Below are 5791 nucleotides of genomic sequence, written 5' to 3'. Positions count from 1 at the left end.
ATTTTGAATAGAAGTAGAGGATCCGTTGGTCGACCGTTGTCCTCACTATAATATGGGCGAACCTTATCTAAAATGGTTGAAAAATCTATGTACTGATCTATTTTTCGCAGAAGGTGGTCCGAAGGAACAAGTTCATCAATAGACACAAATTCAATTTCATTTTGCGAAGATTCTTTGGGTTTAAACATGTAAATTCACCACAATCTATAGGATTTAATGGGTTAATTATAACATATTAACGCGGTGAATAATTAAAGTTAACTATTAAAATAAAGGCTGTCGATAGTTTCTCGACAGCCTGAGGACGATAACAGTTTTGTTATCGCCCTGAATCCCGTTTACCAATCTTTAGTTATTGCCGACAGTTGGCTGGTCAATGAGGTTGGTATCCAATACATTGCTTGCATTTAAGCCGTTATTTGTAATGACTAGACCGCCGGTATTGACAGCTCCCTGTCCGGAAGTGGATTTAGAATTGCTTTTTGGTGAAATGTATAGCGCGTCACCAAATTGAACAATCCCCCCGCTAACATTGACTATTTGTACAGGCCCAATTATAGCTGGCATAAAAAACATCCTTTATAGAAAAGATTTATAGTCATACCTTATGCTCCTCCAGGCTGATTGTTGTTTCTGGGATAGAGCTGACGGATATGCTTGACTCGAGCTTCCATTGAGATATCGCGGCTGCTGCCGATATGAATGACGGAAGACGCCGAAACCCCAATTATATCTATTTTCTGCACTTTAATAACTGGATTAAGCTGTGTGGTCTGGATTGCAATATCTTCTTCGATGGGCAGCAGCGGAATTGGTTCGCTGAATATGCGATAAGCAGAATAATTGCCTTCTCGGCCATGAAAAAACTCTGCTTCACGCTGGACGGCGATTGCCCTGGAGAAACCTTGAATTGAAGAGGAGTCTCCAATCTCAAAGACAGACGAAAATGAGATGGTATCAATATTAATTTTATCAACAGATGAAGTTCTTTGCAGCATAACGATTACTCCGGAGTCAGCGGCACAAAAGGCCCAACTAGGAGTGATTCTGCTGGCGTATCAAAGGTGGAAGCCAGCTGGATGGTTTGCGTATCGCCAACCATAAGCACAGAAGAACTGGACACACCCAGCACCCTGATGCTGCCTACACACAAATCCCTGTTATACACTTGATAATTCACTCTTTATTCATTCCTTTCATATTTTCAGGCAGATGAGAAATAAAAGCATGGACCCCATTTTGAATTTCCTTTTTAAGGCTCTCGATTACTTCTGCATTTGCATTAGGGTTTTCCTGTTGGCCACGATTTTCAGCATGCTGCTGTTTAATATAGAAATCAATTCTGTTTGGCAGCTGCTTTTTAATATCCTCTTTGATAAAGGCAATATAGGAATCATCCACAGATAGATTTAATTTTTGCTGAACTGCAGCAACTACATCCGGGAGCTCGATTTCTAAATATTGATAGATGGCATCTTCAATCTCCATCGTTCTCTTCATCTGGTTTTTAGGCGATATAGGTGCATGGATGTTTTTGTTATCTACGGCAAAATCCTCAATGTTTTGCAGCTCGGAAGGATTAAGTCCAATGTTCAAGGTACCTTCAAGAGACTCCACCTTAAGCTGGTCAAATTTGTATTCGATCCGGTCCACCTGCATCGGAGGGCGGCTTTTCAAAGCTTCAGTTTCTTCCTGAAGCTTTTTGACCGTTGCTTCAAGGCTGCGGAGTCGCTTTTCCTGCGCCTGTACAAAAGCATGCAATTGCTGAAGATAGGAATAAAATGGCTGATTCATATGCACCACCTCGCTTTTATTGATTATTCACCCCTTTGGCCCGATGGACCGACCAATGGGACTGACGGTGTTGTTATTAATGAGCCTGCTGGTCCTGGAAATAATGGCGCTTCTGCTTCGGGAGCAGGTTCCTTAAATCCCCCCGTATTATACAAATAGGCGGCTGGTTTGATAATGCCTGCACTTCCAATCTGCATGACTGATGAGTTAGTTATGCCGCCGATCTTAATAAAATTAATATGAATGGATTGCTGTATATAAAAGTTCATAATATCACCCATTTGTTAAGCATTAAAATAATTTCCCTGGTCAACGCCGTCCGAATCATATGTGTTCGTTGCACTTCGATGATTGTAGACATTCAGGCCATCTCCTGTGTTAAAAGAACCCGCGCCTGAAAATGTCTTTGCGTTAGATACAGGCATGATCTTATAAACATCTCCAATGTTGAAAACAGAGCTGCTTCCGATAGATACAACCTGTGCGACTCCAACAATAGCTGGCATACATAACACCCTTTTAAATTATTTCTTGTATATCGTATGTGCCTAAAAGCTGATTGTGATTAATTAGCCCAAATATCTATGTTCGGCCGGGTCAATCAAAATCGGAGTAGTTTCTGAGGTGAATAGGCAGGAAAGTCTCCACCCTTAATAGATCAAAATGTTATATAACAGACAAAATTTCTATAAAGCTGTCTCAATTTATGTGTTAATATAAAAATAAATACAGAATTAACAAAATATTCAGTGAGGTGGAAATGTGATGAATGTGCCTTTGATATTAACTCAATTTTTAGATCGAGCTGTTTCACTTTATGGTTCCAAGAAAGCTATTTTTGCCGATGATAGAGCTTTTACATACGAAGAGTTAAACACCAGGGTCAATCAGCTCTCACATGGTTTGAAGGAATTGGGAGTCCAAAAAGGAGACAGGGTTGCTTACCTGGCACCAAATTCAGTTGAAATGCTTGAAGGGTTTTATGGGGTTTTTCAGCTTGGAGCGATCATGGTGCCTTTGAATATACGCCTGAAGCCAGAGGATTATCTGTTCATACTGAACCACAGTGAATCTAAAATCCTGTTTGTCGACCAGGAGCTCTATCATCTGATCCTTCCTGTAAAGGATCAGCTTAAAACGGTTGACAAAATTATTGTTCATTACAAAGACGAACCTACACAAGAAATCGATTATGACTCATGGCTGAATACCAAGAGCAGCAAAGTTTATGACAGGGAATTGCTGGATGAAAATGATGTGTGCAGCCTCTTATATACCAGCGGGACAACGGGCAATCCAAAAGGGGTAATGCTGACACACCGCAATAACTACCTGCATGCTTTGACGACAATGCATCACTTGCGTGTCCAGGACCAGGATGTATTGCTCCATGTATTGCCGATGTTCCATGTAAATGGATGGGGTTCCCCTTTTTATTACACTGCAAATGGAGCTTCACAGGTGTGCATGAGAAAAGCCGCTCCAGTGAAAATTTTTGAAGCGCTGAAAAAACATAAAGTTTCCGTTATGCATATGGCGCCTACAGTTCTGAATTCACTTATGCAATACTGCGAGCAGTATGCTCCAAATGTTGACCAGGATGTTAGAGTAGTGATTGCCGGCTCTGCCCCGCCGCCTGCTTTTGTGACAAGAGTAGAAAAGGAGCTGGGCTGGGAGTTTATCCAGGTATACGGGATGACAGAATCATCTCCTTTAAGTACGGTGTCCACTATCCGTTCTCACCTGAAAAAACTTCCTCTTGACCAGCAGTACCGGATGAAAGCAAAAGCTGGCCACCAGATGATTGGGTGTGAAGTAAAGGTCATAAATGAACATGGAGAAGTAGTTGCTCATAATGCCAAAGAAATAGGCGAAGTTGTTGTTCGCAGCAATGGCGTTATGAAAGGCTACTGGAAAAATGATGAGGCAACAATGGAAGCTATTAGGGATGGCTGGCTTCATACAGGGGATATGGCGAATGTCGATGAACATGGCAATATCGATATCGTTGACCGGAAAAAAGATATTATTATCAGCGGAGGTGAAAATATTTCCTCTATCGAAGTCGAAGGTGCTTTATACGAGCATCCGGCTATTCTTGAGGCTGCTGTAATTGCAGTTCCAGACGAAAAATGGGGTGAGACACCACATGCCTTTGTCGTATTACGCAGCGGCAAAATATTGACTGAACAAGATGTCATTGAATTTACAAGGGAAAAACTTGCTCACTTTAAAGCTGTAACCGGTGTTACATTTGTTGATGAGCTGCCAAAAACCGCTTCAGGTAAAATTCAAAAAATACATCTCCGCAATAATTATTGGGAAGCGAAAGGAAAAACAGGAAGATTTGTTAATTAGCTGAATGAGGACCTGCAGCATAATGCTGCGGTCTTTTTAATTTTCTGGACAATCGGACTGCGGCTCTCTATCATAAAGAATATGTTTTGGTTTCCAAAAAAAGGAGGCGTCTTATGCATAAGCAGGTTAGCCCGGTCCTGGAGAAGGACCGGATCATTTCATTGGATATTATGAGAGGCTTTGCCATTCTCGGTATCTTTTTAGTAAACATGCTGTCATTCCATTCTCCGTTATTATATCTTGATCCATCTCGATGGTGGAACAGTCCTGCTGATAAAGCGACCTATGCTTTTATTGATATCTTTTTTCAAGCAAGCTTTTACCCATTATTTTCAATGCTGTTCGGATACGGATTAGTCATTTTAAGTGAAAGGGCAATTGAGAAAGGGATGAGGTTCGGATGGCTGGCTGCCAGAAGACTTTTTTTGCTTCTTGTGATAGGGATCACTCATGCATTTCTTATTTGGCACGGGGATATTTTGATCAACTATGCAATCTTTGGCTTTATCTTTTTGCTTTTTATAAAAATGAGCGGAAAGAATATGCTCTTGACTGGTTTGCTGCTTTACATCATTCCTAATCTATTGTTCGCTCTCCTGTTTTTTGTAAGTATTCTTTTTGTGCCTGCTCATGAACTTTCCATATATGATCCTGCAGAAGCGGCAGCATCTCTGGAAGTTTACCAAAATGGAAGCTTCATGGAAATTACGGCTCAAAGGGTGGAAGACTGGTCAGGAGTCAATAATCTCTCAGCGCTGCCAATCATGCTTGCTTCCATTTTTCCGTTATTTTTAATAGGCGGTGGGGCAGCCAAGCTTAAGTGGCTGGAAAAGCCTGAGGAATTTCGGGGTTTTTTAAACAAAATAATGATTGCTTCCATGGCTGCAGGTCTGTTGTTTAAGTTGCTCCCGTATTTATTTAAAGGAAACCTGGCCTTGGAGTTTGTACAGGATATTTTCGGGGGTCCGCTTTTAGCGATTGGATATGGGGCGGCTATTGCCTTATCTATAAAGAAAAAAATCGTGCCTAAGATCCTGCTTCCGCTCTCTTACGTGGGGAAATTATCACTTACCAACTATCTTATCCAGTCCATTATCTCGACGTTGATTTTTTACAGCTATGGATTAGGCTTTTACGGAAAGGTATCCGCATTTATGGGAACGATTATCGTGATGCTTATTTTCGCTCTTCAAGTATTAGTAAGCCGCTACTGGGTTACCCGCTATTATTACGGTCCGGTTGAATGGCTTTGGAGGAGCTTTACTTATTTAAAACTTCCCAATTGGAGGCGGCCGGCGGAATAAGGTGAATTCTGGTCATTGGGCTTGAGGAGGAGGCAATTCTGCTTTAGCTGGCATCCTTGGCCCAAAGCTTGGCATGCGTGTCTGCCAATAAATTATGAGCAATCTGGCAGCACTGGAACCCAAAGAGGTTCTAGCTTTTTTGCAGATACAAAAGTATTTTCTTAAGGCTGTTTTCGTAAAGTTTTTTGCTTTTCGGGTGGATAACGAAGTTTAACCAACTGAGTTGATTGTAGCGGAGGGCACTTGATCCTCGAAAATGCTACCGCATTTCCTTCGTGCGGTGCCAGGTCAGGGAAGATTATTCAATGTCCTGCTCAGAAGAGAGGGAAGTGGGA

Annotated in this window: 8 protein-coding genes and 1 pseudogene; 2 read left to right on the top strand and 7 right to left on the bottom strand. The window is 41.6% G+C overall.

Annotated elements, in window-relative coordinates:
• From L634_RS34530 to L634_RS0128045, 7 genes and pseudogenes are all read right to left on the bottom strand, one after another.
• Nucleotides 1–188, bottom strand: a pseudogene (locus L634_RS34530) (IS5/IS1182 family transposase); the annotation flags it as partial.
• Between the two features lie 160 nt (nucleotides 189–348).
• Nucleotides 349–567: a spore germination protein gene (locus L634_RS0128070; RefSeq protein ID WP_026585247.1), complete on the bottom strand. Its 219-nt coding sequence runs from the start codon at nucleotides 565–567 to the stop codon at nucleotides 349–351.
• A 38-nt stretch (nucleotides 568–605) separates the two neighbouring features.
• The gene (locus L634_RS0128065; RefSeq protein WP_026585246.1) at nucleotides 606–998 is read right to left on the bottom strand and encodes a spore germination protein GerPE; all 393 of its coding nucleotides are present in this window, start codon (nucleotides 996–998) and stop codon (nucleotides 606–608) included.
• Between the two features lie 5 nt (nucleotides 999–1003).
• The gene (locus tag L634_RS0128060) at nucleotides 1004–1180 is read right to left on the bottom strand and encodes a spore gernimation protein GerPD (protein WP_026585245.1); all 177 of its coding nucleotides are present in this window, start codon (nucleotides 1178–1180) and stop codon (nucleotides 1004–1006) included.
• A complete protein-coding gene (gene gerPC / locus L634_RS0128055) occupies nucleotides 1177–1794 on the bottom strand; it encodes a spore germination protein GerPC (protein WP_026585244.1) in 618 nt (205 codons plus the stop codon). The genes L634_RS0128060 and gerPC overlap by 4 nt, the downstream gene beginning before the upstream one ends.
• A 23-nt stretch (nucleotides 1795–1817) precedes the next feature.
• Nucleotides 1818–2063, bottom strand: coding sequence for a spore germination protein GerPB (locus tag L634_RS0128050; protein ID WP_026585243.1), 246 nt, complete (start codon nucleotides 2061–2063; stop codon nucleotides 1818–1820).
• A 15-nt stretch (nucleotides 2064–2078) separates the two neighbouring features.
• On the bottom strand, nucleotides 2079–2300 hold the full coding sequence (locus L634_RS0128045; RefSeq protein WP_026585242.1) for a spore germination protein: 222 nt from the start codon (nucleotides 2298–2300) through the stop codon (nucleotides 2079–2081).
• Nucleotides 2301–2559: 259 nt separating this feature from the next.
• Here L634_RS0128045 and L634_RS0128040 point away from each other — a divergent pair, with 259 nt between their 5' ends.
• Both L634_RS0128040 and L634_RS0128035 read left to right on the top strand, forming a co-directional pair.
• Complete coding sequence (locus L634_RS0128040) at nucleotides 2560–4152, top strand: long-chain-fatty-acid--CoA ligase (protein WP_026585241.1); 1593 nt, start codon at nucleotides 2560–2562, stop codon at nucleotides 4150–4152.
• Nucleotides 4153–4265: 113 nt separating this feature from the next.
• The gene (locus tag L634_RS0128035) at nucleotides 4266–5456 is read left to right on the top strand and encodes a DUF418 domain-containing protein (protein ID WP_026585240.1); all 1191 of its coding nucleotides are present in this window, start codon (nucleotides 4266–4268) and stop codon (nucleotides 5454–5456) included.
• Nucleotides 5457–5791: the final 335 nt, after the last annotated feature.

The sequence above is a fragment of the Bacillus sp. J33 genome (genome assembly GCF_000518885.1).
Classification (GTDB): domain Bacteria; phylum Bacillota; class Bacilli; order Bacillales; family Cytobacillaceae; genus Cytobacillus.
The sequence above is the reverse complement of the archived record's forward strand: the minus strand, read 5'-3'. Positions and strand labels throughout refer to the sequence as shown.